Consider the following 3,349-nt stretch of genomic DNA (forward strand, 5'->3'; position numbering starts at 1 on the left):
CGCATAGATTCGATCGAGCAGGTCAGCATGGAGTTTCTTATATGCGGCGATATTGACTTCGTCCCAATTGAGGGGATGAGTGATCATTTTTTGGTAGCTAATGTCAGCAGGCAGGCGGAGACTGCGTAGAATATTTTCTTTTATTGGTAAGACTTGATTTTCGAGTTCCTGTGCATATTTCTTTGATATTCCCGAAGTATGGTCACGATAAAAAAGTAGGACTTTGTCGAGGTTGCCGACAGGGTATTTTGTTGAAATTCTCAAAAATAAATCATAATCCTCAGCAAGGGGAGTGCGATATCCATTAAATTCTCTAAATACTTCAGTTCTCATCATGATCGAAGAATGAGTGAAATTGTTTCCCAAAAGTAGACGATACCGGAGCAAGCTAGGATCTGTTTCAACCATAAATTGTTGCCCCGTCGGTATTCCGTAGTGGTCTATGACGTGTGCATGACCACCTATTAGGGCATACTCTGGGTGGGCTTCAAATTCGTTTAATAAGCATTCGATCCGATCTGGAACGGCAATATCATCGCTGTCCATAACAGCAATAAATGCTCCATTAGCCTCTGTTAATGCTCTGTTTCTGGTGATAACAACACCTTGATTACATACATTTTGTAGTAACTTAATTCTGCTATCTTTAAATTTTTTAATTTCATCCAAAGTATTGTCTGTCGAACAGTCTTCGATGATCAGAAGTTCAAAGTTAGGATATGTCTGTTGCAAAATGCTTTGTATTGCCGATGCGATGTGTTTCTCTGCATTATATGCGGCCATTAAGACAGTTACCAAAGGGTGTTGTGAACTCATGATAAAAGAAATTATTGGGCACTGGGAATATCCGCTAATAGCAGATTTCTGTAGTTCTTTTTAAATAATTCATAATTAAAGTTATTTTTTACAATCTCAATCACATTCTGAGAAATAGTAGGTAACAATTCCCTATGGTTTGCAATAAACAGCAACTTACCGATAAAGTCCTCAACGAGACGATCCTCATCTGTATAGTTCTCTATAATAAATCCAGTATTGGTTGACTCATTGATCTGACCTGCAACTTCTCCGACATTAGTTATTATGGGGATATTACCTAAAGCCATTCCTTCTAATAAAACCATCGGGAAACCCTCGAAACTCGATGTTAACATCACAAAATGACTCTTGGCATACTCAATATTCAATAACGATTTATCTGTTATTCTGGGGATGAATTGTATATTCTTGGTCGATTGATGCTGATAATTTTCAAAATCGCCAATCATTGCAAATTTATAAGGAAGATTTAACTTCTCACTTCTACGCGCTATCTCTAGAAATACAGGCACGCGTTTTTCAGGAGCATTTCTTGCAACGAATAATATACGTAGATCATTATTAAAGTCTTTATCTGACGGAATTGACGGTATTTCTACCTGATTTGTAATTATTTTTATTCTCTCTGCAAACTTCCTGTCGATATTATTCTGGAGGTAATAAGATGTTAACTGGTTCAAATGTTTGGATCCCAGAACGACCCTATTGTCCAATAAAGGAACTAAAGGCAAGGATATTTGTTCAAATGAATGGTCACCAATAAAATAATGGATTAGATCGATCTTTTTGACGTTCGGGGATAAGAAAGGTAAAAGATAGTAAAAAAGATGGCTATTACATCCAAATACGACCGCATTTGGTGTGTTGTTTATTTTGGATGCAATTTTTTTTGCTATATGTTTTTTGAAGCTTGTTTTCTTGGACCAACGAAATAATTCAATAAGCATAGCATGCTTTGTAAACTCATTCTTAAAATCGTTGCTGGTAGACTGTTCGGTAATAAAACAAACTGGATTTTGGTCTTTTATAGAATCTAAAATATCTAAATGCACGCGTTCTGCTCCTCCTATGTGATAAACGGGGAAGAAGCAATAAACTGAAGTCTTTGATTTATTTAAGTTTTTTATAATAGATGGATACTTCAAGATAGAGGTAATTGTCTGAAACCATTTTTTGATTTTTTGCATAAAGTATAATAGAGCCTGTTTGCGGGGCAAATTACAAAAAAAAAAGATAAATAGGCAGATAAGGTGATTCAAAATTGGGGACATTGTGAAGTAATTGGCGTAAAAAAATATTAACTTTGCGATCGGTAATAACTTAATAATCCCAATGTTTCAAAAAGATTTAGTGAGTATCGTTATACCTGCATATAACGCAGAAAAAACAGTAATAGAGACTTTAGAATCCGTCGTCAATCAAACATATAAAAATATAGAAGTGATTGTTGTAGATGACGGCTCCTCTGATAATACGTTCAATGTTATTAAGGAATTTGCTAAAGCTTATGGCAATATGAAGGTGCTTTCAAAAAATAATGAGGGGTTGCCTGCAACAAGAAATTACGGATTTCAATATGTAACTGGTGAATACCTTGTTTTTCTTGATGCCGATGATTTATTAGACGCGAGCTATGTCAGCTCTTGTGTAGAACAGTATCACAATAATAGCCAGTTGGATATCGTATACACCCAAACTCAACTCTTTGAGCGGGAGACGGGCCTTATGGAATCTTGGGATTATTCTAAGGAGTCTATATTATGGACAAATTGTTTTACGGCAACTGCTATGATGAAAAGTGAGAATCTTAAAGCCATTGGCCTATATGATACAAATCTAAAATTTGCTGAAGACTGGGAGATGTGGATTCGAATGACGGCACATTTTGATAACGTCTATAAAATCAACAAGCCCTTGTTTTATTATCGGAAACGACATACGAAAGATTCAATGACGGATGAAAATCGGAAACGAAATATTTCAGATGAGTCTTGGTTGTATATTTATAATAAGCATTATTCTTTATACAAGAAGAATAATTATGGAATAGAGAGGCTGTTTGATAGAGTACATTCTGAAGATAGAATAAGGAAGAAGTACTATAATGTCTGGTATAGAAAGCTGTTTTATTATTTTAAAGGACGAAAGAAGTAAGGGGAATGCTTTGATGTTATGTTTTATTGATAACTGAGGAGTAGACTCTTGTGTTACACGGTTTTTGGTAGTGTAATTGGGTAAAAGTTGCCTAGTTTTAAAACGAACTTTATCCAGTTGTCTAATGCGTATTTTTCTTTAACTTCTTTTGGTAATGGTCGATAAGGACTACGATAAAAGGCTAAACATTCTTGAGCAGATTGATTGTTCCATATTAGGATATTATTGGGGTCATAAAATTCATAATTTGCAACATCTTTATTGGTCGTAATTATTTTTTTATCATAACCGATAGATTCAAAAATTCTAAATGATAGACCAGATTGACTTTGTATTTGAACATCTATTAATAAGGAAGAGCTCAAAACATGGTTTA

Annotated in this window: 4 protein-coding genes; 1 reads left to right on the forward strand and 3 read right to left on the reverse strand. The window is 34.8% G+C overall.

Annotated features, from left to right (window positions below):
• On the reverse strand, window positions 1–816 hold an 816-nt coding region (locus tag ABWO41_RS16880; RefSeq protein ID WP_353140519.1), incomplete at its 3' end, for a glycosyltransferase family 2 protein.
• Window positions 817–827: 11 nt separating this feature from the next.
• Window positions 828–2,006 carry a glycosyltransferase family 4 protein gene (locus ABWO41_RS16885; RefSeq protein ID WP_183078569.1) on the reverse strand — a complete coding sequence of 393 codons (1,179 nt, stop codon included), beginning with the start codon at window positions 2,004–2,006 and terminating at the stop codon, window positions 828–830.
• Window positions 2,007–2,169: 163 nt separating this feature from the next.
• Here ABWO41_RS16885 and ABWO41_RS16890 point away from each other — a divergent pair, with 163 nt between their 5' ends.
• Window positions 2,170–2,973 (forward strand): glycosyltransferase family 2 protein, encoded by an 804-nt coding sequence (locus tag ABWO41_RS16890; RefSeq protein WP_353140524.1) that lies wholly within the window; start codon window positions 2,170–2,172, stop codon window positions 2,971–2,973.
• 53 nt (window positions 2,974–3,026) lie between these two features.
• Here ABWO41_RS16890 and ABWO41_RS16895 read toward each other — a convergent pair.
• Window positions 3,027–3,349: WaaS/CpsH family glycosyltransferase (locus tag ABWO41_RS16895; protein WP_353140527.1), on the reverse strand; the 323-nt coding region annotated here is incomplete at its 5' end.

This window comes from Pseudopedobacter sp. (assembly GCF_040392825.1).
Classification (GTDB): domain Bacteria; phylum Bacteroidota; class Bacteroidia; order Sphingobacteriales; family Sphingobacteriaceae; genus Pseudopedobacter.